The sequence below is a fragment of the Mycobacterium sp. URHB0021 genome (assembly GCF_054057895.1).
This window is the reverse complement of sequence record NZ_JBSRZT010000002.1, coordinates 3,894,444-3,917,859: the sequence shown is the minus strand read 5'-3', so window position 1 is coordinate 3,917,859 and position 23,416 is coordinate 3,894,444. Positions and strand designations below refer to the sequence as shown.

Here is a 23,416-nt window from a genome sequence, read left to right as displayed (position 1 = left end):
CTCCTACAGGTTGACCTTGGAGGTGTTGGTCTTCGCCAGACTGCGCAGACGGGAACCCGCATCGTCACCGCCATAGATGTCCTGCAGCGCAACGGCCCAGTTCTGAGTGGTGTCGAAGAAGGCTTTCTGCGGCGTGAACTGGATCTTCGACTGGCCGATGACGGTCTCGAAGGTCTCGAGATAACCGTACTGATCCGCAGCGATCCGCTTGAAGGTGGTATCGAACACCGACTTTCGCACCGGATCGGCATAAGTGCCGCCCTCGACGGCTTTGTTCATCGATTCCTTGCCGGTGGCCCACTGAATGAACAACCACGCCGGTAGCTTGTTGCGCGAGTTGGCACTCATCGCCCAGCTCCAGGTCCACAAGTTGGTCTTGTAATTGCCATCGGGCCCGGCCGGCCCGGGATACCACGCCAGATTTCCGGCTTCCTTGCTGGCGCCGGGTTTGTTCTTCGGATAAGTCGCGCTGTCGGCGTCGAACACCATCATCGCCTTGCCGTCGCCCAGATCACCCGTGGCGTTGGGATAGTCGTAGGTGGTCCACGACGTGGGGCCGGCCTTGTGCTGCATCTCGATCCACTTCTTGGTGAATTCGATCGCCTTGTCGCTGTCCATCTCCGCGATGAGGTCGGAACCGTTGAACTTGTAGTCGACCGCCCCTTCGCGGGTGTACTGGGTCATGAAGCCCGGGTGGATCGTGGCCCACGACTTGGATCCGCGGGTGGAGATTCCGTAGCGGTTTTGCGACCGGTCGGTCAGGTCGACGGCCAGCTGGATGAAGTCGTCGAGACGGTCGGGCAGCTTTGTGATGCCCTTCTCGTCGAAGATCCTCTTGTTGTAGGCGACGACGTTGTTCTCGAAGCCCCACGGGATCGCCCATTGACCACCTGTGCCGAGCGGGTTACCCAGCGTGAAATCCCAGCGGGTCGACGTAGGCAGACCGTCGAAGATGTCCTCGAAGTCGTACTCGGCGTTGGTCGCCGACGTGTTCTGTAACCACGGGTGCAGGTCCTCGATCCAACCGGGCGGACCGTACTGCCAGATGAAATAGGCACCGAGCATGAACGCGTCGTGTTTACCGGAACCGCCCGCCAGTTCGGTGTTGAGCTTGGTGAAGTAGTCCGCCTCAGGTACCAGGTCGACGTTGACGTTGATGCCGGTCAGCTCGGTGAATTCACGGAGCAACGGCTGGTAGGACAGCTGATACGGGTGCGGGGTCTGCAGGATGGTGATCGTCGATCCGGACGCCTTTTTCCAGTCGAAACCTCCACTGACCTCCGAGGCCCCGTTCGGCGCGCTTTCCTTGCCGCCGACCCCGCAGGCACTCAACACCGGCAGGCTCGCCGCCGCAGCGCCGGCAAGACCCAAGGCAGCCAACATGTTTCGCCGCGACATCTGCGGGCCGGCATGGCGATCTCGACTCATGTCTGTGTCCTTTGTGGCAGTGACTCGACTACGCCGGAATCAGGGAGACTTTGACGGACTCCGTGCCGCTGGCAACGAGGTCGAGCCCCTTCTGGAACTCCGTCAGCGGGAGTTGGTGGGTGCAGATCTCGTTCATCGGCAGCACGCCGGACTCGATCATCTTGATCGCAGCAGGCCAACAGTACGGTCCCAGGTGGGCACCCAGTACATCGAGCTCCTTGTCGTCGCTGATGATGCTCCAGTCCACAGTTACGTCGCTGCCGAAGACGCCGTACTCGACGTAGCGGCCGAGTTTGCGTAATGAGTTGAGTCCCTGCGGAACTGCGGACGGATGGCCGGTACCTTCCAGGTAGACGTCTGCGCCGTAGCCGCCGGTGAGTTCCTTGATGATCTCCTCGGCGTTCTGCTCGGCGATGTTGATGATCATGTCGGCACCGCACCTCTCGGCCAGTGCGAGTTTCTCGGGGGCCATGTCCAGCGCGATGACGTGCATCGGGTTCTTGGCGCGGGCTCCGGCGATCATGCCGAGACCGATGGGCCCGCACCCTGCCACCACGACGGTGTCCTCGAAGAGAATCTGGGCGCGTTCGACCGCGTGCAGCGAACAGGACAGTGGCTCGGCGAACGCAGCGTGGTGTGCCGGGATCTCACTGGAGATCTTGTGCACCAGCGATTCGACGGGATAGGTCATGTAACTCGCCATACCGCCTGGGGTGCGGCGCTTGAAGCCGTAGAGGTCGTGCGGCTGGCACATGTGGTACTGACCGTGCTTGCAGAACCGGCACTCCCAGCACGGCACGATCTGCTCGGATACCACTCGGTCACCCACCGAGATGCCCCAGCGCGACGCGGCCTCGTCATCGAGTTCGACTACCCGACCGGCGAATTCGTGTCCGGGGATGACCATGGTCTCGGCCCATGCCGGGCGGTTTTCGTCACCCCAGAACTTCGCGGCACCGTGGTAGCACTTCAGATCACTCGCGCAGATGCCGACCGCTTCAACTCTGATCAGAGCCTCACCGGGCCGGCGTTGGGGTACCGCCACCTCTTCGAGTCGGTAGTCATGTGGTCCGTGACAAACAACGGCCTGCATTTTCTCGGGGATCTGTTCGGGCATCTGCGACTCCTCCGCACGCGGGCTGCACCAGGCCGTTCCGGCCGATCACATCGCCGGTCACGATGTGGCTGCAGTCACAGTAACCGGCCCGGTGCACATATGTCCAGAACACTTGTTCATTGAAATTATGGCCATGCACAGGTGTGCAGTGTCATACTCGTCACGTGCCTCGGCCCGCACAACCAGCCCAATCGACCCCTGTCGCCAACTCCGTCGCGGAGGCGGATGCCGGGCATTTTTCGGCGTCGCTGCTCTACACCGCCTCGAAGCTCTACTACAACGAGGACGCCACCCAGGCCGAGATCGCCGCGCAGCTCGGCACCAGCCGGGCCACGGTCAGTCGGCTGCTCGCGGAGGCGAAGCGCCGGGGCATCGTGCGCATCGAGGTGGTGCCTCCCGCCGAGGTGGGCTCCGGGGATCTGGCGGATCAGCTGGCCCGGGCCCTGTCGCTGACCACCGTGTTCCTGAGTCACCCGCTACCCAATCCGGGTCAGGGACGCACCGTCGTCGACGTGATGGGAAGCGTGCTGGCGCCGGCGGTGGGCCGCGCCTTGGCCGCGGCAGGTCTCCTTCCCGGTGACGTCCTGCTCGTCTCGTCCGGGCGCACCGTCTACGAAGTCGCGCAGTTTGACCTCGTCCCGTTGCCCGGAGTACTGGTGGCTCCGACGGTGGGTGGCAACGACCAGCCCGAAGAGTGGTATCAGACCAACGAGATCACCCGCCTGGTCGCCAACCGCATCAACGGCAGGCCCAACTACCTGTTCGCGCCGGCCTTACCGGGCCCCGACCTGTACCCCTCCCTGCTCAACGACCCCAGCATTCAGCGCGTACTGCACCTGTGGCCCCGTGCGCGATGCGCGCTGATGGGCGTCGGCGCACCGCCGTTGATCCGTTCCGATATTCCGCAATTCGTTCCGACGGAGTCGGGATCGCTGCGTACCTCGGTGGGAGACGTGTGTTCGCGATTCTTCGACCAGGCCGGCGACGAAGTCGACTTCGAAGGAAGTGACCGCCTCATTGCGGTGAAACTCGAAGCGCTGCAGCATATTCCCGTGACAATTGCGGTTGCGGTCGGCCAGGAGAAGATCGACTCGATCGTCGCAGGCGCCCGGGGTGGCTATTTCAACCAACTGGTGACCGATCCGTCCACGGCGGGAGCGATCCTGCAGAGCCTGGGCACCATCGGTGAATCCTCGGCGAAAGGTCTGTGATGTGACGACGATGGCCGATCCACGCTATGCGGGCGCCCTGCGCCTCGACGGCAAGCGTTCGCTGATCACGGGAGCCACCAAGGGCATCGGCGCAGATATTGCCCGCGCATTCGCCTCGGCGGGAGCATCGCTGGTCCTGAGCGGCCGGGATACCGCGGAGCTGGACGCGGCGCGTTCGACGCTGTCGGACGCGTACGGCACCGAAGTGCACACCGTCGCAGTGGATCTCGCCGATTCCGACGCACCGTTCGAGCTGGCACGACAGGCCGCAGACGTCATGGGCGGGATCGACGTGCTGGTGAACAACGCGGGCATCTCCTATCCCCAGCCGGTCGTCGACACCGATCCCGCATTGTTCGATGCGACGATCGCGGTGAATCTGCGGGCGCCGGCGCTGCTTGCGTCGGCGGTCGGAGCGGCGATGGTCGAGCAGGGTACGGGGGGTGCGATCGTCACGGTCGCCTCGGCTGCGGCGCTGGCACCGTTACCCGATCACTATGCGTACTGCGCGTCCAAGGCCGGGCTGGTGATGGCGACCAAGGTGCTGGCCCGCGAGCTCGGCCCGCACGGTATTCGCGCCAACTCGGTCTGCCCCACCGTCGTGCTGACCGAAATGGGCCAGCGAGTGTGGGGTGATGATGCCAAGGCTGCACCGATAATCGCCCGGATTCCGCTGGGACGGTTCGCTGTTCCACACGAGGTGTCCGACACTGTGGTGTGGCTGGCCTCGGACGCCGCGAGCATGATCAACGGCGTCGACATCGCCGTCGACGGTGGCTACACGATGGGCTGAATTCAGGCCGGATCGACTCCGGCCAACCGGTGTACCTGTTCGCGTGTCGCCGGGTAGAGCTCACGCCACGTCTCGTACAAGTTGTCGTAGGCATCCCGGTTGACCGCGTTGGGTTCGATCTCCCGGGCGATCTTGGCCCAGTCGGTGTCGGGCGGCACCAGACCGACGCCGATCGCCGCGAGCAGAGCATCGCCGTAGCTGGCACCGATCGCCTGCTCGGGCACCAGCTGCGTGCGGCCGGTGATATCGCTGACCGCCTGCGCCCAGATCGGACTGCGCAGACCGCCGCCCACCGCGACGGTCCTGGTCGCGGTATGAGCATCGTCGAACCGCTCCAGAATCTGCCGGATTCCGAATGAAATGCCTTCGTAGGCAGCACGAAACAGGTGTCCGCGGCCGTGCCGAAGCGTCAACCCGGCCACCACTCCCCGCGCCTGCGGATCGAAGACCGGGGTCCGTTCACCGGCGAGGTAGGGCAAGACCAGCAGGCCCTCGCTGCCGGGCGCGACCTGTTGCGCTTCCGACATCAGGTCGTCGAACGACGCACCCCCGGTGACCTCCTGCAACCAGCTGATCAGGCTGCCCGCGGTCGACGTGCCCGCGGCAAGCGCCAGGCTGTCGTGTTCGACGCCCGCGGTGGTCCACAGTGTCGGGTCACTGAAGTACTCGTCGATGAGTTGCACCAGAAACATCGTCGAGCCGTACATCAGCATCTGGTCGCCCGGTTTGCGCACGCCGACCGAGAACGCCTCCGAGTACGCATCCACCGTTCCCGCCGCGACCGGGGTACCGGCCGGAACCCCGGTTTCCTCGGCCGCCGAAGCCGTCACGACACCCACCACGTCGCTGGGCCAGACCAGGCGTGGCAGCGGGAGGTGACCGCAGATGCGCTTGGCCCACTCCTGATTCCAGTCGAATTCGCGCATCGCGTACATCGGATCGCACTGGCTGGCGGTGTGGTGGTCCATCACATACTCGCCGGTGAGTTTGGCGGCGATGTACGAATTCGATCCGTACCAACGGGTGGCACGGTCGAAGACGTCCTTTTCGTGACGATGCACCCACTCGAGTTTCGGCCCGACCGCTTGGCTGGACAGCAGCGTTCCCGCGCGGTCCAGAATGTTCTGCTTGCCCAGTTCGACTGTCAGCGATTCGATCTCGGCCGCCGCCCGGGTGTCCACACCGTATAAAATTGCCGGCCGCAGCGGCCGCAGGGCGTCGTCGCACAGCACCAGACATGGACCGACCCCACTGACACACATACCGGCGAGCGTCGCACCCGCAGGCATCTGCGCCATCAACGCGGCGCTGACCGAGCACACCTCGCGCCACCAGACGCGTTCGGCGTCGACTTCGGCCCAGCCGGGCCTGGGCAGATCCATCGTGTGCGCGATGGTCTTCGACGCCAGCACCGTTCCCGCCGGATCGACGAGGACCCCCTTGGTACTCCCCGTCCCCATGTCGATTCCGAGCAGCAGCTCCATTCCGGTAACCCTACGTCCGGTCATCCCGCCGTAGGCGCCCCGTCACACGGCAAGCTTGTCGCGCAGCCAGGTGTGGAACTCGCCGATGTGGTGCTCGCTGGGCACCAGGACACCGCCGTCGCGATAGAGGCGAGAGTCCATCGCCGGCTGGCAGCGCTCGCAGGCGGCGAAGTCCTGCTGGTTCACCCGGTGGAACAGTTCCACCGACCGGCTGACGTCGCGCCCCGATTCGACCACGTCGGGTAGGTACAGCCAGTCACATTCGACGACGGTGCGATCGGCGGCCATCGGGAACATGCGGTGCACGATTACGTGGTCGGGCACGAGATTGACGAACACCTGTGGGCGCACGGTGATCGCGTAGTACCGGCGATCCTGGTCGTCGGTCACCCCGGGGAGGTGATCGAGCCCGTCAGACCCGTCAACGGTGAAGCCCCTGACGTCCTCTCCGAATTCCGCACCGTGGCCCACATAGAACTGTGCGGCATAGCCATCGGCGAACTCGGGCAGCACCTCCGTGAGTTCGGGGTGGATCGTGGCGCAGTGATAGCACTCCATGAAGTTCTCGATGATGAGCTTCCAGTTGGCCTTGACGTCGTAGACGATGCGGCGACCCACGCTCAGATCGGCCACGCTGTAGTGGTCGATCGATTCGACATCACCGAGCCGGTCGACGATTTCCTGCATGACGGTGCGTTCGAACGAAGGCGGTTCGTCGGCCAGGCACACCCACACGTAACCGAGCCACTCCCGCACCGAGATCTTGCGCAGTCCATACTCGACCCGATCGATATCGGGCATCTTCGTCAGATTCGGCGCGGCGACAAGCTTGCCGTCGAGGTCGTAGGTCCACGCGTGATACGGGCACTGGAACGCCCGCTTGACCTCACCGCTGTCCTCGGTGCACAGGCGCGCGCCGCGATGCCTGCAGATGTTGAAGAAGGCGTTGATGTCACCCCGGCGTGACCTCGCCACCAACACGCTTTCGCGGCCGACCTGCACGGTCCTGAACGCGCCGGGCTTGTCCAGGTCCGACGCCCGCACGACGCAGAACCACATCGTCTCGAAGACCTTTTCCTGTTCCAGCGCGAACACCTCGGGGTGGGTGTAGTAGTGGCCGGCCAGGGTGGAGATGAGGCTTTCGGGCAGGCTGGGGGCTGTCGTGGTCATGGATCCTCTCTGGGTTTTCTCGGTGGGGCTCGGTCCGGCGGGGGTCAGACCGCGGCGGGGACGGTCATCAGCTGACGGCGCCAGCGGGTGAACAGACGAGGTTGGTCGACCGCGAGGACCGCGACCAGACGGCCGTCGCGCCGGTATGTGGCGAGGAAGCAGAGGTCATCGCAGCTGCCGTCCTCGATGGTGATCTCGTCGTCGGGCTGGGCGATGCCGGCGAACTGGATCCGTGAGCCGTACTGGTCGGACCAGAAATACGGGGGCTTCACCGCGGCGCCCTGGTCGAGCCCGCCGGCAAGCAGCGCGGCGACCGCGATCGCCGGCCGCTCCAACGCGCCGGTCCAGTGCTCCACTCGATGACTCGCCCCGGTGGATGCGTCATGCCACGCGGCGCAATCGCCGACGGCGACCACGTTCGGGATGGCGGTCTGACCGTTGGGTCCGCAGAGCACGCCGTTGTCCAGCAGGAGGCCACTGCCCTGCAGCCATTCGGTGTTGGGGACACCGCCAATTCCGACCACGACGACGTCAGCGGGTAGGTGGCGCCCGTCGACGAGGTCGACCCCCGTCACGCGATCAGCGCAGCCGGTGGTTCGCAACGCACGATGCTCGCCGGTCAGACCGGCAACGCCGACACCACATATCAGTGTCGTACCGTTCGTGCCGTGCGCGGCTGCGACAACGGCGCCCAGGCGTGACCCGAGCTGGACTTGCAGCGGAGTCGGGGCTGCCTCGACGACCGTGACGTCCAGTCCGAGCTTGCGAGCCGTCGACGCGACCTCCGCGCCGATGAATCCGGCGCCGATGACCACCAGGCGGGCACCCGGGCGAAGGTCTGTCCGTAGCGCGATCGCGTCGTCGATGGTGCGGATCACATGCACACCGGCCATCGCTTCGCATCCGGGCCAGCGGCGTGCCCGAGACCCCGTCGCGATGACCACGCCATCAGCATCGATCCGCGTACCGTCGGCGAGTTCGATTGCGCCAGAAGGAGTATCGAGGCCGATGGCGGCAGCGCCGAGCAGCCAGTCCGCCCGAAGGTCGTCGTCGTCCGCTTCGAGCGCCAGATCGGCCTCGACCATGTCTCCGGCGAGGAATTCCTTCGACAGCGGCGGGCGGTCGTATGGCCGCCGAATCTCATCGCCGACGACGGTCACGCGCCCGTCGTAGCCCTGCGCACGTAGTGCGCGGGCAGCAGACAGGCCGGCCAGCGACGCACCCACGATCGCGACGTGTTTCACGACGTTGTCCCTTCGGCCAGTCGTGCGCGGATGTCGGGCGGCAGGTTCGGCGCATCGGCGCTCGGCTCGACATGGATGACGCCGTTCGCGATCACCACGGCATGCGTGCGGACAGGCCGCTTCGCCGGAGGAGCATCCACGGCACCCGTGCGCAGATTGAACCGCGAGGCATGCAGCGGGCACTCGACCTCGCATCCCTCCAACCAGCCGTCCGCGAGCGACGCATCCTGATGTGAGCAGGTGTCGTCGATGGCGAATATCTCGCCGTCGTCGGTATGGAAGACGGCGATGGGCGGATCCGCCTCAACGCGACGCGCCTCGCCGGGCGGCAGTTCCGACAGCGGACAGATTTCGAGCATTCTGGGCCTCTCATTCGCAAGCGACGAAGCGTATAGAGAAACTGGATTCGTATTATGCAACAGTGTGGGTCGAGTCACAGGCTGTGTCAAGCGGTGTGACTGTCTTTTTTCAAACCCTCCTGCGATCGCAAAAGGCACGTCAGTCACATCAATCGCGACGGGCAGCGAAGGTCCGCCCCGGGCCGGGATGTCCCGGCGCGGGCGGCCCAGGCCGACGATCTACTTGGCCGCCTTGACCCTCTCGGGAGCCTTCCGGCGCAGATGCGCCACCATCGGGTCGCGGGAGACGTCGAGGTACAGCGACACGCACATGCCGATCATCACGACGACGAACGGTGCCGCCACGATGATGGTCATCGTCTGCAGTCCGTTGAGCGCGTCATTGCCACCGGCCCACAGCAACAGCACGGCCACCGCCCCGGTGCTCAGGCCCCAGAAGGCGACCGCCCACCGCGACGGGAACAGCGAACCGCTTTGGGACAGCGTGCCCATCACCATCGACGCCGCGTCGGCACCCGAGACGAAGAAGATTGCCACCAGAGCCATGACCAGCAGGGACGACAGCCCGGCCAGCGGCAGGTGATCGAGCATCCCGAACAGCGTCGACTCCGGTTCGCCGCTTCCGTAGATATCGATACCGTCGCGTTGTTGACCGATGCCCGCACCACCGAAGACCACGAACCAGATCAGACTGACCGTCGTCGGGATCAAAATGACGCCCACCACGAACTGGCGAATCGATCGTCCGCGACTGATGCGAGCAAGGAACATACCGACGAAGGGCGTCCAGGAAATCCACCAGGCCCAGTAAAATATGGTCCACGATGACAGCCACTTTCCGGTTTCGGCGCCGTCTTCCGCGGATCGCGCCGACATGGCCGCAAGGTTGGCCGCGTAGTCGCCGAGCGCGGTCGGCATCAGGTTCAAGATCAATATCGTCGGCCCGGCAACGAACACGAAGATCGCCAACACGAGGGCCAGGACCATGTTGATGTTGGACAGCCATTGAATGCCGCGTGAGACACCGGACACCGCGGAGGCCACGAACGCGAGAGTCAGCAGCGCCACGATGGTCACGAGCAGCAGCGTGCTCGCCTTGCCCACCCATCCGACAACCTCCATGCCGGAACCGATCTGCAGAGCACCGAGACCCAGCGACGCCGCGGTGCCGAACATCGTGGCGAAAATGGCGAGGATGTCGATCACTTTCCCGATCGGACCCTCGACCCTCTTGCGGCCGAGCAGTGACGCGAACGACGAGCTGATGAGCTGCCTGCGCCCCATGCGGTAGCTGCCGTAGGCGATCGACAGGCCGACCACCGCGTACATCGACCAGGGGTGAAAGCCCCAGTGGAACAGCGCGGTAGCCAGCGCGGTGCCGGCCTTCGAGTCGCCCAGTCCGGGAGGCGGATTCACGAAATGGGTCAGCGGTTCGGTGACGCCCCAGAAGATCAGGCCGATGCCCATTCCGGCGCTGAACATCATGGCGATCCAGCTGACGGTGTTGAATTCGGGTTTCTCGTCGTCGGCACCGAGCGGTATTCGGCCATAGCGGCTCAAGGCCAGCCAGCCCGCGAAAAGGACGAAGCACGTCGCCGAGATGATGAACAGCCAACCGAGATTCGTCACCACCCAGTCCAGGATCGACGCCATTGTCGAGTTGAACGACGTCGACCCGATCAGACCCCAGGCGAGAATGGCGACGACGATGGCGGCGGTGAGGCCGAACACGAACTTGTCGGTGACCGGTCGCCGGGCGCACAGCGGAACATCATGTTCATCGTCATGGTCTTCCGGTACCGGTACGCCGGGGCCGGGAAATGTTTCGTGGAGCTTCGCTTTGATCTCGGCTTCGAGCGAACCGTGTTCCTGTGCTGTCACTTCAAACTCCTGAGGCGGAACGCCTTCGTCGGTGTGATCGCTGTCTGGGCTGTATGGACGTTTTCCTGTGTGATCCGGGCCGCTACTGACGCCCCAGTATGACCTGCATCACACCTTCGTGATGGTATGCGCGTGCGGCGGATTCCTCGGTTCGATTTCTTCACCGCGCTGCACACACCGACGTCACGCCGATCCGGAAGGTCACCTCCGTGAACGGGTGCGCCGACCCGCGCATCACTGGACGGGCGTACACGTTGTCAGTCGCCGCCGGGCGCCTAGGCCTCCGACATCCAGCGGATAAGCTGATATATTAGATTGCTGCGCAGTGATACGCGACTGTTAGACGAAAAATATTTCCGTTTCGTTCACGTTCTGGTAACGGCGTTGATTGCTGCCGGGGTGTGATGTCGAGCACACAACCCGAAAATGGACTTGCTGAAGCGCCGTAAATTGTTTCCCTTTCGTCCGCAAAAAGGCCCGGCCGCGCGCCGGGGCGGTCGCCGTCAGCCTTGATAGCCCATCCGATGGCCCACCGCATCGGCGGCCGACGCCACAGCTGGCGCGATCTCGAGCGCGCGTTCCTCAGTGAGGCGATAACCAGGACCCGAGACGCTCAGCGCGGCAACGACCATCCCCGTGTGATCGCGAATCGGTGCGGCAACCGCGTTGAGTCCGTGCTCCAACTCCTCGAACGACACCACATAGCCGTCGCGCGCAACAGAACCCAGTTGACGATCCAAATCATCAATTGACGTGATCGTGCGCTCGGTGAAGCGCGTGAGGCCGGCCGATTCGAGTAGTTCGCGCCTCGCCTGCGACGACATGGACGCCAACAAGACCTTGCCGCTCGAGGTCGCGTGCAGGGGTGTGAGTTCGCCGACCCAGTTATGGGTCCCGACGGCGGACGGCCCACGGGCCTGATCCACGTTGACGGCATAGTGTGACCGCAACACCGCAATGTTGACCGTCTCGCCGACCTCACCGGCCAGTCGTTCGCAGATTTCGCGACCCTGCTGAGTGACATCGAGACGTCCCGACACCGCACTGGCCAGTCGCAAGATCCCGAAGCCGAGTCGATACTTGCCCCGCTCGTGGGCCTGTTCGACCAATTCGCGTTCCTCGAGCGCGCCGAGCAGCCGGAAGGCCGTTGATTTGTGGACTCCGATTTCGGCGGCGAGATCAGTGACTCCCGCCTCGCCGTGACGAGCAAGAAGCTCCAGCGCATAAAGCGCGCGGTCGACCGACTGCACGCCACCATTGCCCGAGTCCGAGCTTCCGTTGCTCATAACGCAACACTACCCACCACATCCCGAGTCGTTGTTCAACGAGCAACGGGTTGCGCGCTATGCGATGAAAGAGTTGACCTCACGCCCGCGGAGCCATAGTATTGGTATATCAGTTGTTGATCACGGTTGGCATCCCGCTTTGCGGACCCGTCGACTACCCGGTTGTGAGGCGGCGACGACTGAGTCCCCTGTCTGACCAGCAAGGAGTACGCGCTCATGGGATCACCTCGCGTCGTGATCATCGGGGCCGGCATCGTCGGCACAAACCTGGCCGACGAACTCACCAGCCGCGGATGGGACCGTGTGACGGTCCTTGATCAGGGCCCGCTTCCGCACACCGGCGGGTCCACCTCCCACGCCCCGGGTCTGGTGTTTCACACCAGCCCGTCGAAAACGATGACCGGGCTCGCGAGCTACACCGCCGAGAAGTTCCTGTCGCTGCACCTCGATGGGCAGTGGTGCTTCAATCAGGTCGGCGGTCTTGAAATCGCCACGACGGAGAAGCGCCTTGCCGACCTGAATCGCAGGCAGGGCTGGGCGACCTCCTGGGGTATCGGCGGCCGGGTCATCGACCCGCAGGAGTGCGCGAAGCTGCATCCGCTGTTGGATCCCGACCGCATCCTGGGCGGTCTTCATGTGGAGGCCGACGGACTGGCCAAGGCCACCCGGATCGTTGTGGCGCTGACCCGTCGGGCGAAGAGCCGAGGTGCGGTGTTCCACGGCTCGACAAGGGTGGTCGGTATCGAGCACAGCGGCGGAAAAGTCACGGGCGTCACCACCACCGACGGAATTGTGGCCGCCGACGTCGTCGTGTCATGTGGTGGATTCTGGGGTCCCGACCTCGGCGCGCTCATCGGGATGAAAGTCCCTCTGCTCCCCCTGGCTCACCAGTACGCCAAGACCGACCAGATCCCCGAACTGGTCGGACGCAATACCGAACTGTCCGAGGCCGGCTTCCCGATCCTGCGGCACCAGGACCGAGATCTCTATTTCCGTGAACATGTCGACCGCCTCGGCATCGGATCGTATGCGCACCGTCCGATGCCGGTGGACATCGATGAGCTGCCCGACGGTGAAATCACCGCCGCCGCCATGCCTTCGATGCTGACCTTCACCGAGGACGACTTCGCCCCGGCTTGGGAGCAGTGCAAGAATCTGTTGCCCTGCTTGCAGACCGCCAAGATCGACTCGGGCTTTAACGGCGTCTTCTCCTTCACCCCGGACGGTGGACCACTGATCGGCGAGTCCCCGGACGTGGCAGGCTTTTGGATCGCCGAAGCCGTGTGGGTGACCCATTCGGCGGGTGTCGCCCGAGCCGTAGCGCAATTGTTGATCGACGGGCGATCCGAGGTGGACTTGCACGGCTGCGATGTAAACCGTTTCGAAGATGTTCAGCTCGACCCCGACTACGTGAGCGAGACCGCGCAACAGAACTTCGTGGAGATCTACGACGTCCTACATCCCTTGCAGCCCAAGGAATCCCCACGAAACCTGCGGGTCAGCCCGTTTCATGCTCGGCAGGCCGAACTCGGGGCGATGTTCCTCGAGAGCCATGGCTGGGAGCGGCCGCACTGGTACGCCGCCAACGCCGCACTCGTCTATCAGCTGCCGGCCGAGTGGCAGCCGCCCGCCCGCGACGAGTGGTCGGCCATGTTCCATTCCCCCATCGCCGCTGCCGAGGCATGGCGTACGCGGACCGCCGTGGCACTCTACGACATGACCCCGCTCAAACGGCTCGAGATCTCCGGTCCCGGCGCCTTGAACCTGTTGGAGCGCACCACCACCGGCAAAATGGACAAGTCCATCGGCGCAGTCACCTACACCCTCGCACTGGATACCGCAGGCGGCGTACGAAGCGACCTCACCGTCGCCCGGCTGGCCGAACACACTTTTCAGGTCGGCGCCAACGGCAACCTGGACCTGGACTACTTCCGCCGGCAGGCCCCCGACGACGGCACAGTCACGGTTCGCGACATCACTAGTGGCACCTGTTGCGTCGGGGTCTGGGGGCCTCGGTCCCGAGACCTTGTCTCTGCACTCAGCCGCGACGACTTCTGCAACCAGTCGTTCAAGTACTTCCGCGCCAAGCAGGTTCGGATCGGCTGCGTTCCCGTCACCGCGATGCGACTGTCCTACGTCGGAGAACTCGGCTGGGAACTGTATACCTCCGCCGACTACGGCTTGCGGCTGTGGGACGCCCTGTGGGCCGAAGGCCAACGGTACGGCATCATCGCCGCCGGCCGCGCCGCGTTCAACAGTCTGCGCATGGAAAAGGGCTACCGCTCCTGGGGTACCGACATGACCACCGAGCACAACCCGTATGAAGCCGGCCTCGGGTTCGCCGTGCGGACCCAGAAGGAGGAGTTCGTCGGCCGGGGCGCACTCGCCGAAGTCTCCGACGACTCCGTCGAACGGCGCCTCGTGTGTCTGACCATCGACGACGGCCGCTCCGTGGTCCTGGGTTCCGAACCGGTTTTCCTCGACGGGAATCCGGCCGGCTACATCACCAGCGCGGCGTTCGGCCACACGGTCGGTGTACCGATCGCCTACGCGTGGCTGCCTTCCACCGCGGCGCCTGGAACACGCGTTGAGATCCAGTACTTCGATCGCCGTGTCCCGGCCACCGTGGTGGCCGAGCCACTGGTCGACCCCGAGATGAAAAAGATCCGGTCGTAGCCGTGCCAACCCGGCGGGAACAGCCATCCAAGGAGACACCATGACGCAGGACTTCACCCTGACGTTGAGCTGCTCGCAGCGGCCCGGAATCGTGCATGCTGTCAGTTCATTCCTGTTCGCACGGCATTTCGACATCGCCGAGCATCAACAGTTCGACGACATCCGAAGCCAGGCATTCTTCCTGCGCACCAAGTTCGTGTGCACCGGCGACGCCGTCGATGTGGCGCAGCTGACGGGGCAGTTCGACTCGGTAGCTGCCGAATTCGGCATGACATTCCGCTTCGACAGCACCGAACGTCCTCGGGTGGTGGTGATGGTCTCGAAGATGGGACACTGCCTCAACGATCTGATCTTCCGTTGGCGCGCAGGCACACTCGGCGGTGAACTGGTCGCGGTCGTGTCCAATCACGAGGTCCTGCGGCCGATGGCCGAGGCGGCGCATCTGCCGTTCGTGCACGTCGCGGTGACTCCTACCACCAAGCCGCAGGCAGAAGCGGAGCTACTCGCTCTCGTCGAAGAGTTGAACGCCGACCTCGTCGTCCTCGCGCGGTACATGCAAGTCCTCTCTGACGAAGCCTGCCGGGCGCTGCGCGGCCGCGCGATCAACATCCATCACTCGTTCCTGCCGGGATTCAAGGGCGCCAAGCCGTATCACCAGGCGTTCGACCGGGGGGTCAAGCTCGTCGGCGCGACGGCACACTATGTGACACCCGACCTCGATGAGGGACCGATCATCGAACAAGAAGTCATTCGTATCGACCACTCCTTCGACCCGGCACGGTTGGCCACCGTGGGCCAGGACGCCGAAGCCTTGGCTCTTTCGCGCGCCGTGCGCTGGCATTGCGAGAACCGGGTCCTGCTGCACGGGCATCGCACCGTTGTGTTCAGTTGACCGCCGGACCTCCTCACACGATCGCGCGGATGGCTTTCTCGAAGCCGATGACATGATCGCGTGCGATCTCCGCGGCGGCGTCGGCATCCCCGGAAGCGATCGTCCGCAGCAGGGCGGTGTGCTCGCCCACGTGGCGGGCCACCGTCGGCAGCCGATCGAGGAAAAGGCAGAAGATCCGGGTGGCGAGATTGTCGTAGCGCACCAGCACGTCCTCTAGATGAGGATTGCCCGTCGCCCGGTAGATGGCGCGGTGCGCACGCAGGTCCCATCGCATGAGTTCATGGCGGCCGATGTTGGCGACATCGAGTCCGTCTGTCCGGCCTGCCAATTCGAGAAGGTCGGTCCGTACCGCGGCCGACGCGTTCTCGGCCGCCGCTCCGGCCGCGACGGGCTCGAGGTTGACCCGAATCTGCGAGATGTGGCGGAGATCGGCGACGTCCACCCCGGTGGCAAAAGTCCCCCGGCGCGGAAAGGACACCACGAGCCGATCGGCTTCCAGCCGCTTGAGCGCCTCACGCACCGGAGTGCGTCCCAGGGTGAGCTGTGCCGCGAGATCACTCTCGACAATTGCCTCGTTGGGCCGGATGTCGAGCATGATCAGCTTGTCCCGAATCACCAGATACGCCCGATCGGCGAATGACATTGCGTCGAGATCGATGTCGTCGAGCGCCTCGATTCCTACCACGGTCACAGCGCGACCCCTTCCCGACGCAGTCAATCCCGTCCTCCGGCAACTGACCTAACCCTGTGAGAAGAATGATATATCAGAGGGTCGAGCGTCCTACAGCAATGCTCGAATGGCCCTTTCGAAACCGGTGACATGGGCGAGAGTGAGCGCCGCGGCAGTTGCCTCGTCGCCCGCGACGATGGCCTCCAACAATGCGATGTGCTCGCGGACGTGGCCGGCGACGTTGGGCAACCGATCGAGAAACAGGCACCAGATCCTGGTTGCGTGGGCGTCAAGGCTCACCAGGATCTGTTCGAGATGCGGATTGCCCGAAGCGCGGTAGATCTCTCGGTGCACATGGACGTCGTGGCGCAGCACTTCGCGCGGGTCTTCGGTGTCGTCGATCTCGGCGATCGCCGCAGCCAACGCCGTCAGCCGCGCACGACCCTCGGCCGTGGCGGTGCGGGCGGCCCGGGCTGCGGCGGTCGGCTCCAACTGCTTGCGAATCTCGGAGATGTCGGCGAGGTCGGTCATGTCGACGGCGGTCGCGAATGTGCCGCGGCGGGGGTAAGCGATCACCAGACGATCACGCTCGAGTCGTTTGAGCGCCTCGCGAACGGGGGTGCGGCCCAGGCCAAATTCCGCGGCCAGGTGGTCATCGTTGATCGGTTCGCCCGGCCGGATGTCGAGCATGACCAGGCGCTCGCGCACAATCTCATAGGCCCTATCGGCGTTGGTCTCGGGGCTGCCGTCGGTGTCGACGATCGACAAATCCGTCAGGGTCATCGCCGTCCCTTCCTGTCGTGACCGGCCTATTGACGTGGTCGCATTCTGATCCTACTCTAGCCTGCAGTTGATATATTAGTCATCGTTCAGCACCAAAGCCCCGGAAAGGCGCTCATGACTCTCGACACCGCGACGGCTGCGAACTCGATTCTGGGTGAGAGCCTGGCTGAGCTCGACCCCGATGTGTACCGGGCGATTGCCGACGAGCTGGTTCGCCAGCAGAGCACCCTGGAGATGATCGCGAGCGAGAACTTCGCGCCACTGGCCGTGATGCAGGCCCAGGGCTCGGTGCTGACCAACAAGTACGCCGAGGGCTATCCGGGCCGGCGCTACTATGGCGGCTGCGAACACGTCGATGTGACCGAGCAGCTGGCCATCGACCGGCTCACCAAGGTCTTCGGCGCCACCTACGCCAACGTGCAGCCGCATTCCGGCGCACAGGCCAACGCTGCGGTCATGGCGGCGCTGCTCTCCCCCGGTGACACGATCCTCGGCCTGGCCCTGGCCCACGGCGGCCATCTCACGCATGGGATGAAGCTGAACTTCTCCGGCAAGCTCTACGACGTCGCCGCCTACCACGTCTCCGAGAACGACTTCCGCGTCGACATGGCCGAGGTCGAGCGCGTGGCACACGAGCGGCGTCCGAAACTGATCCTGGCCGGCTGGTCGGCCTATCCGAGGCAGCTCGACTTCGCCGAGTTCCGACGGATCGCTGACGACGTCGGCGCCTACCTGATGGTCGACATGGCTCACTTCGCCGGCCTCGTCGCCGCGGGTTTGCACCCGTCGCCGGTCCCGCACGCCCACGTGGTCACCTCGACGACGCACAAGACGCTCGGCGGTCCGCGCGGCGGCATCATTCTCACCAACGACGAGGGCCTGGCCAAAAAGATCAACTCCGCGGTGTTCCCCGGTCAGCAGGGCGGCCCGCTCGAACATGTCATCGCCGCGAAGGCGGTGTCGTTCAAGTTGGCCGCCGAGCCGGAGTTCCGCGAGCGTCAGCAACGCACCCTGGATGGGGCAAAGCTCCTCGCCGAGCGCCTCCTGCAGAACGATTCGCGCGCCGCGGGAATCAACGTGGTTTCCGGCGGTACCGACGTGCATCTGGTACTGGTCGATCTGCGCGAATCCGAACTCGACGGCAAGCAGGCCGAAGACCGGCTGCATCGGGTGGGAATCACGGTGAACCGCAACGCCGTTCCCTTCGACCCGCGTCCACCGATGGTCAGCTCCGGGGTACGCATCGGCACCGCGGCGCTGGCAACCCGCGGCTTCGACCTGGATGCGTTTCGCGAGGTCGCCGACGTCATCAGTCTCGCGTTACGGCCGGACGCCGACGACGCCACGCTCGACACTCTGCGCAGGCGGGTCGATGTCCTGGCGCAGCGCTTCCCCCTCTACCCGAACCTCACGGAGGCCACGCTGTGACCGTCCCGTCCACACCCGCCGCTCCCGGCGCGCATCTTCCTGACCATCCCGAATTCCTCTGGCGCACGCCAGAACCAAAGACAACATACGATGTCGTCATCGTCGGCGGCGGCGGGCACGGTCTGGCGACGGCACACTATCTGGCCAAGAACCACGGCATCACCAACGTCGCGGTGCTCGAGCGAGGCTGGCTCGCCGGCGGCAACATGGCCCGCAACACCACTCTGATCCGGTCGAACTACCTGTGGGACGAGAGCTCACGCATCTACGAGCACGCGCTGAAGCTGTGGGAAGGACTCGAGGACGATCTCGAGTACCCGATCCTGTTCAGCCAGCGCGGTGTGCTGAACCTCGCGCACAGCCTGCAGGACGTCCGCGACAGCGTGCGGCGCGTCGAGGCCAACAAGCTCAACGGGATCGACGCCCAGTGGATTGACCCCGATGAGGTCAAGAAGCTGTGCCCGATTGTCAATATCTCCAGCGACATTCGGTATCCCGTCCTGGGTGCCACGTATCAGCCCCGCGCGGGTATCGCCAAGCACGACTACGTCGCTTGGGGGTTCGCCCGTCGCGCCGATGAGGCCGGAATCGACATCATCCAGAACTGCGAGGTCACCGGTTTCACCACCGACGGCGACCGGGTGACCGGCGTACGCACCACGCGTGGCGACATCGGCGCCGGTCGAGTTGCGTTGTGCGCGGCAGGGCACACGTCGACGCTCACCGACATGCTGGGCATCCGCACGCCCTTGCAGAGCCATCCACTGCAGGCGCTGGTCTCGGAGCTGCTCGAGCCGGTGCATCCGACGATCGTGATGTCGAACGCGGTGCACGTCTACGTGTCTCAGGCACACAAGGGCGAACTGGTGATGGGCGCCGGCGTCGACTCGTACAACGGGTACGGCCAGCGCGGGGCGTTTCACATCATCGAGCGGCAGATGGCGGCGGCCGTCGAGTTGTTCCCCGTGTTCGCGCGCGCGCACCTGCTGCGCACGTGGGCAGGCATCGTCGACGTCTGCCCCGATGCCTCACCGATCGTGGGCCGCACACAGTACGAGAACCTGTACCTCAACGCGGGTTGGGGCACGGGAGGTTTCAAGGCGACTCCGGGGATCGGCTGGTGTCTCGCCGACACGATCGCCAATGACGAACCCCATGAGTTCATCGTCCCGTTCGGCCTCGACCGCTTCGTCAGTGGGGCACTGGTGGACGAACACGGCGCGGCCGGCGTCGCGCACTGAAATCCACATCAGCCCAACCGAACTACAGGAGCCATCCCATGCAGATCATCGAATGCCCGTGGTGCGGACCGCGCGAGGAAACCGAGTTCCGCTACGGCGGCGAGGCCCACGTCCCCTACCCTGCCGATCCGCAGGCCCTCACCGACGAGCAGTGGGCCCACTATGTCTTCTTCCGGGCGAACCCCAAGGGCGTCTTCGCGGAGCGATGGAGCCACAGCGCCGGCTGCCGGCGCTGGTTCAACGCACTGCGTGACACCGCCACCTACCGATTTCACGGCGTGTACCGCGTGAACGAGCAGAAGCCGACTATCTGATGAGCGCACCTTTCCGCACGCCACAGGGCGGCCGCATCAAACGCGACACCACGTACACCTTCACGTTCAATGACCGCGAACTGACCGGGCATCCCGGCGACACCTTGGCCTCGGCGCTGTTGGCCAACGGCGTGCACCAGGTCACCACGAGCATCAAACTGGGCCGGCCTCGCGGCTTCACCGCGGCATGGGCCGAGGACACCGGCGGCCTGGTGCAGATCGAGGCCCCCTTCCCCGAGCCGATGCTGCTCGCGACGACCGTCGAGCTTTTCGACGGTCTCGCGGCGCGCGGTATCCCCGGCCAAGGCCGCCTCGCCGAAGTCGCCGACACCGCAAAGTACGACGCGACCCACGTGCACACCGATGTGTTGGTGGCCGGGGCCGGGCCGGCCGGTCTGGCCGCCGCGCTCACCGCGGCGCGGTCCGGTGCGCGAGTCGTGCTGCTCGACGAACAGAGCGAAGCCGGCGGCGCGCTGCTGGGCGCCAACGACACCATCGACGGCCGGCCCGCCTTGGACTGGGTCGCCGACGCCGTCGCCGAACTCGCGGCCTGTCCGGATGTACTGCACCTGCAGCGGACCACGGCGTTCGGCCACTACGACGACGGGTTCGTGCTGGCGCTGCAGCGGCGCACCGACCACCTCGGCGCCGAGGCTCCCGCCGCCGTCAGCCGTCAGCGGGTGTGGCGGATCCGGGCCCGCCACATCGTGGTGGCCGCCGGCGCCCACGAGCGCCCTGTCGTGTTCACCGACAACGACCGGCCGGGCATCATGCTCGCCCACGCCGCGCGCACGTTCCTGCTCCGCTACGGCGTGACGGTCGGCGCCCGGGCCGCGGTGTTCACCACCAACGACAGCGCCTACCAAGCGGCCCTCGATCTGCATGATGCCGGTGTCGGGGTCGACGCGATCGTCGACGCCCGCGCCGATGTGGCAGAGGACCTGCTCGACGCCTGCGCCACCCGCGGCATCCCGGTGCAGACCGCGTCGGTCGTCACCGGCACACGCGGCGAAACCCGTGTCACCCATGCTCTTGTCTCCGGTCCCGCGGGCTCGTCTGTCGTCGAGTGTGATGTGCTCTTGGTCAGCGGCGGCTGGAACCCGGCGGTGCATCTGTTCAGTCAGGCGCGGGGCCAGCTGCGCTACGACGAGGCGCTCGGTGCGTTCGTCCCCGCCGAACAACTCGACGGGGTCAGCGTCGCCGGTGCGGCCGACGGCGTCTTCGACCTGCCGGGCTGCCTGCGGGCTGGACGCGAGGCGGCCGCTGCGGCGCTGTCCGAGCTCGGCTTCGCCGCCTCCCCCGAACCGATTGCGGGAGAGAACGATCCGGTGCATGTCCGCGCGGACGGCCTGGTGATGTGGCGGGTGGCCGACCCGGATGCCGCCTCGAGGCAGTTCGTCGATGTGCAGCGTGACGCAACGGTGGCCGATCTGGTCCGTGCGGTGGCAGCCGGGATGCGTTCGATGGAGCACATCAAGCGCTACACCACCATCGGCACCGCGCACGATCAGGGGAAGACCTCCGGCGTCTTGGCATCGGGCATCACGTCCGAATTGCTCGACGTTCCCATGGAAAACCTCGGTGTCACCACCTTCCGGCCGCCGTACACACCTGTGGCGTTCGCGGCGCTCGCGGGTCGCAGCCGCGGCCACCTGTTCGATCCGGAACGCATGACGGCCGTGCACGACTGGCATGTCGCCCGCGGAGCGGTGTTCGAGGATGTCGGCCAGTGGAAGCGTCCGCGGTACTACCCGCTGCCGGGCGAAAGCATGGAAACCGCGGTCCTTCGCGAATGTGCGGCCGTTCGTGGCGGAGTAGGCATTCTCGACGGTTCCACTCTCGGCAAGATCGACGTGCAGGGCCCGGACGCGGGCGCATTCCTCGACCTGCTCTACACGAACATGATGAGCACTCTGAAGGTCGGGATGATCCGCTACGGCGTGATGTGCGGCGTGGACGGCATGGTCATCGATGACGGAACCGTCATGCGGCTGGCCAATGACCGCTACCAGGTGTTCACCACCACGGGCGGGGCCGCGCACATCCTGGATTGGATGGAGGAATGGCTGCAGACCGAGTGGCCCCATTTCGCGGTGCGGCTCACCTCGGTCACCGAGCAGTGGCACACGTTTCCCGTCGTGGGGCCGAAGTCACGCGACGTGGTCGGTGCGGTGTTCGGCGATCTCGACGTCAGCAATGACGCCTTCCCGTTCATGGCCTGGCGGGATACTCACCTCGACGGCGTGCATGTGCGCGTTGGCCGGGTCAGCTTCTCCGGCGAACTCGCCTATGAGGTCAACGTCATGGGCTGGTATGCAACCGCGGTGTGGGAGAAGCTCATCGCCGCGGGCGAGAGCCACGGGATCACCCCGTACGGCACCGAGACGATGCACGTGCTGCGCGCCGAAAAGGGCTATCCGATCATCGGGCAGGACACCGACGGCACCATCACGCCACAGGATCTCGGGATGAATTGGGTCGTGTCGAAGAAGAAGCCCGACTTCGTCGGCAAGCGGTCCTTCACGCGCAGCGAGAACCTCAACCCCCTGCGCAAGCAGTTCGTCGGCCTTCTCCCGCTCGACGCCGACACCGTTCTTCCGGAGGGGGCGCAGATCATCGAAGCACCCACCGACGGCGAGCTGCCGCCGGCCCCGGTACCGATGCTCGGACACGTCACCTCGAGTTACCGCAGCGCCGAACTGGGACGTCCATTCGCGCTGGCCCTGGTGAAGGGCGGCCACGCCCGCATCGGAGACACCCTCACCGTTCCGGTGGACGGCACTCTGGTGGCCGTGGAGGTCACCGGCTCCGTCCTCGTCGATCCCGAAGGAGCGCGCCGCGATGGCTGACACCCTGACCCGCCGAAGCCCATTGCAGGGCTGGGCCTCTCGGTTCGCCGAGCTGCCCGAAACAGCGAGCATCGCCGAGATCCCCTTCGTCACGATGGTCGACCTGTGGGTCGACCCGAACGGACCCGGCGGCGCCGCAGCCGCCGATGTTCTCGGGGTGGACGCATTGCCGACCACGCCGTCGACTGCGCTCACCGGACCGGACACCACGATGATCTGGTTCGGACCACAGGAATGGCTGGTCATCTCCGATGACGTCGACGGCGAAGCTCTCGAGACGAAGTTGCGCGAGGCTGCCGGCGTACACGGCGGAGCCGCCGTCGACGTCTCGGCGCAACGGACCACCGTGCGGTTGCGCGGCGCACACGCCCGCGACGTACTGGCCAAGGGCAGCTCGCTGGACCTGCACCCATCGGTGTTCGGGTCCGGCGGTGCCGCGCAGACCATGCTCGGCCAGGCCGCCGTCGTGCTGATTCCGTTGGACGACAACGGAACCGACTACCGGATCCTCGTCCGGTCATCCTTCGCCGGCTACCTGGCCGACTGGTTGATCGACGCCGCCGAAGAGTTCGGCGTCGAGTGGTGACGAG

At 65.2% G+C, this 23,416-nt stretch carries 19 protein-coding genes; 9 read left to right on the top strand and 10 right to left on the bottom strand.

The genetic code is table 11. The features are described from left to right. Positions 1-3 precede the first annotated feature (3 nt). Positions 4-1,428: an extracellular solute-binding protein gene (locus ACVWWN_RS21550; protein ID WP_457145663.1), complete on the bottom strand. Its 1,425-nt coding sequence runs from the start codon at positions 1,426-1,428 to the stop codon at positions 4-6. Between the two features lie 28 nt (positions 1,429-1,456). After that, complete coding sequence (eltD, locus tag ACVWWN_RS21545) at positions 1,457-2,545, bottom strand: erythritol/L-threitol dehyrogenase (protein WP_457145662.1); 1,089 nt, start codon at positions 2,543-2,545, stop codon at positions 1,457-1,459. 164 nt (positions 2,546-2,709) lie between these two features. Between eltD and ACVWWN_RS21540 the strand changes: the two genes are divergently transcribed. Next, positions 2,710-3,756 carry a sugar-binding transcriptional regulator gene (locus ACVWWN_RS21540; protein ID WP_457145661.1) on the top strand — a complete coding sequence of 349 codons (1,047 nt, stop codon included), beginning with the start codon at positions 2,710-2,712 and terminating at the stop codon, positions 3,754-3,756. 10 nt (positions 3,757-3,766) lie between these two features. Then, positions 3,767-4,549, top strand: coding sequence for an SDR family NAD(P)-dependent oxidoreductase (locus ACVWWN_RS21535; RefSeq protein ID WP_457145660.1), 783 nt, complete (start codon positions 3,767-3,769; stop codon positions 4,547-4,549). A 2-nt stretch (positions 4,550-4,551) separates the two neighbouring features. On the opposite strand, the gene ACVWWN_RS21530 is transcribed toward ACVWWN_RS21535, so the two are convergent. The 6 genes from ACVWWN_RS21530 to ACVWWN_RS21505 all read right to left on the bottom strand — a co-directional run bounded on the left by ACVWWN_RS21530 (position 4,552) and on the right by ACVWWN_RS21505 (position 11,973). Further along, on the bottom strand, positions 4,552-6,033 hold the full coding sequence (locus tag ACVWWN_RS21530) for an FGGY-family carbohydrate kinase (protein WP_457145659.1): 1,482 nt from the start codon (positions 6,031-6,033) through the stop codon (positions 4,552-4,554). Between the two features lie 42 nt (positions 6,034-6,075). Further along, positions 6,076-7,203 carry an aromatic ring-hydroxylating oxygenase subunit alpha gene (locus ACVWWN_RS21525; protein WP_457145658.1) on the bottom strand — a complete coding sequence of 376 codons (1,128 nt, stop codon included), beginning with the start codon at positions 7,201-7,203 and terminating at the stop codon, positions 6,076-6,078. A 44-nt stretch (positions 7,204-7,247) separates the two neighbouring features. Then, positions 7,248-8,447 carry an NAD(P)/FAD-dependent oxidoreductase gene (locus ACVWWN_RS21520; protein WP_457145657.1) on the bottom strand — a complete coding sequence of 400 codons (1,200 nt, stop codon included), beginning with the start codon at positions 8,445-8,447 and terminating at the stop codon, positions 7,248-7,250. Further along, entirely contained in the window at positions 8,444-8,806 is a 363-nt protein-coding gene (locus ACVWWN_RS21515; protein ID WP_457145656.1) for a bifunctional 3-phenylpropionate/cinnamic acid dioxygenase ferredoxin subunit, read from the bottom strand. Before ACVWWN_RS21515 ends, ACVWWN_RS21520 begins: the two co-directional genes overlap by 4 nt. 219 nt (positions 8,807-9,025) lie before the next feature. Next, the gene (locus ACVWWN_RS21510; protein ID WP_457149220.1) at positions 9,026-10,570 is read right to left on the bottom strand and encodes a BCCT family transporter; all 1,545 of its coding nucleotides are present in this window, start codon (positions 10,568-10,570) and stop codon (positions 9,026-9,028) included. 620 nt (positions 10,571-11,190) lie between these two features. Then, the gene (locus tag ACVWWN_RS21505; RefSeq protein ID WP_457145655.1) at positions 11,191-11,973 is read right to left on the bottom strand and encodes an IclR family transcriptional regulator; all 783 of its coding nucleotides are present in this window, start codon (positions 11,971-11,973) and stop codon (positions 11,191-11,193) included. Positions 11,974-12,189: 216 nt separating this feature from the next. Between ACVWWN_RS21505 and ACVWWN_RS21500 the strand changes: the two genes are divergently transcribed. Together ACVWWN_RS21500 and purU are read left to right on the top strand one after the other, a co-directional pair. Further along, entirely contained in the window at positions 12,190-14,649 is a 2,460-nt protein-coding gene (locus tag ACVWWN_RS21500; RefSeq protein ID WP_457145654.1) for a GcvT family protein, read from the top strand. Positions 14,650-14,689: 40 nt separating this feature from the next. Further along, positions 14,690-15,541 carry a formyltetrahydrofolate deformylase gene (gene purU, locus ACVWWN_RS21495; protein WP_457145653.1) on the top strand — a complete coding sequence of 284 codons (852 nt, stop codon included), beginning with the start codon at positions 14,690-14,692 and terminating at the stop codon, positions 15,539-15,541. A gap of 13 nt (positions 15,542-15,554) precedes the next feature. On the opposite strand, the gene ACVWWN_RS21490 is transcribed toward purU, so the two are convergent. Both ACVWWN_RS21490 and ACVWWN_RS21485 read right to left on the bottom strand, forming a co-directional pair. Then, on the bottom strand, positions 15,555-16,184 hold the full coding sequence (locus ACVWWN_RS21490) for a GntR family transcriptional regulator (protein WP_457149219.1): 630 nt from the start codon (positions 16,182-16,184) through the stop codon (positions 15,555-15,557). Between the two features lie 138 nt (positions 16,185-16,322). Next, a complete protein-coding gene (locus ACVWWN_RS21485) occupies positions 16,323-16,994 on the bottom strand; it encodes a GntR family transcriptional regulator (protein ID WP_457145652.1) in 672 nt (223 codons plus the stop codon). A gap of 114 nt (positions 16,995-17,108) precedes the next feature. On the opposite strand from ACVWWN_RS21485, the gene glyA reads away from it, so the two are divergent. The 5 genes from glyA to ACVWWN_RS21460 are packed head-to-tail and all read left to right on the top strand — an operon-like array spanning position 17,109 to position 23,412. Then, positions 17,109-18,422, top strand: coding sequence for a serine hydroxymethyltransferase (glyA, locus tag ACVWWN_RS21480; RefSeq protein WP_457145651.1), 1,314 nt, complete (start codon positions 17,109-17,111; stop codon positions 18,420-18,422). Continuing rightward, complete coding sequence (locus tag ACVWWN_RS21475) at positions 18,419-19,663, top strand: sarcosine oxidase subunit beta family protein (RefSeq protein ID WP_457145650.1); 1,245 nt, start codon at positions 18,419-18,421, stop codon at positions 19,661-19,663. Before glyA ends, ACVWWN_RS21475 begins: the two co-directional genes overlap by 4 nt. A 38-nt stretch (positions 19,664-19,701) precedes the next feature. Further along, positions 19,702-19,977, top strand: coding sequence for a sarcosine oxidase subunit delta (locus tag ACVWWN_RS21470; protein WP_457145649.1), 276 nt, complete (start codon positions 19,702-19,704; stop codon positions 19,975-19,977). After that, positions 19,977-22,826, top strand: coding sequence for a 2Fe-2S iron-sulfur cluster-binding protein (locus tag ACVWWN_RS21465; protein WP_457145648.1), 2,850 nt, complete (start codon positions 19,977-19,979; stop codon positions 22,824-22,826). Before ACVWWN_RS21470 ends, ACVWWN_RS21465 begins: the two co-directional genes overlap by 1 nt. Then, the gene (locus ACVWWN_RS21460) at positions 22,819-23,412 is read left to right on the top strand and encodes a sarcosine oxidase subunit gamma (protein WP_457145647.1); all 594 of its coding nucleotides are present in this window, start codon (positions 22,819-22,821) and stop codon (positions 23,410-23,412) included. Before ACVWWN_RS21465 ends, ACVWWN_RS21460 begins: the two co-directional genes overlap by 8 nt. Positions 23,413-23,416 lie beyond the last annotated feature (4 nt).